This is a genomic window from Oleiphilus sp. HI0043, assembly GCF_001634935.1.
Genome location: NZ_LWEY01000212.1, coordinates 1 through 585, shown reverse-complemented (window position 1 = coordinate 585; position 585 = coordinate 1). Strand labels below are relative to the sequence as shown.

1 protein-coding gene is annotated in these 585 nt (G+C 47.5%); it reads left to right on the top strand.

The genetic code is table 11. The features are described 5' to 3' along the window. Window positions 1-585 (top strand): AAA family ATPase (locus A3729_RS03470; RefSeq protein WP_156497621.1); only part of this gene is annotated, 585 nt, incomplete at both ends.

Below are 585 nucleotides of genomic sequence, written 5' to 3'. Positions count from 1 at the left end.
ATCGAAGTGGACGGGTATTCCGGTCTCAAAAATGCTGGAGGGCGAAAAGGATAAGTTGTTGAGAATGGAAGGTTCTCTGCATGAGCGGGTAATTGGTCAATCTGAAGCAGTGCAAGCGGTATCCGATGCAGTACGTCGTTCTCGTGCGGGTTTGGCTGACCCTAATCGTCCAAATGGCTCCTTTCTATTTTTGGGGCCAACAGGTGTCGGTAAAACCGAACTTTGTAAAGCCTTGGCGAGTTTCCTCTTCGATACTGAAGATGCGATGGTTCGTATCGATATGTCCGAATTTATGGAAAAGCATTCGGTGGCTCGCCTAATTGGCGCTCCTCCTGGATATGTAGGCTATGAAGAAGGTGGCTATTTGACAGAGTCTGTCCGCAGGAGACCCTATTCGGTATTGCTATTGGATGAGGTGGAGAAGGCACACCCGGATGTGTTCAATATCTTGCTTCAGGTATTGGAAGATGGTCGTTTAACTGATGGTCAAGGTCGTACTGTCGATTTCAGGAATACGGTTATTATCATGACGTCTAATTTGGGTTCTGATGTTATCCAGGCTATGGGAATGGAAGGCGCGGGTTA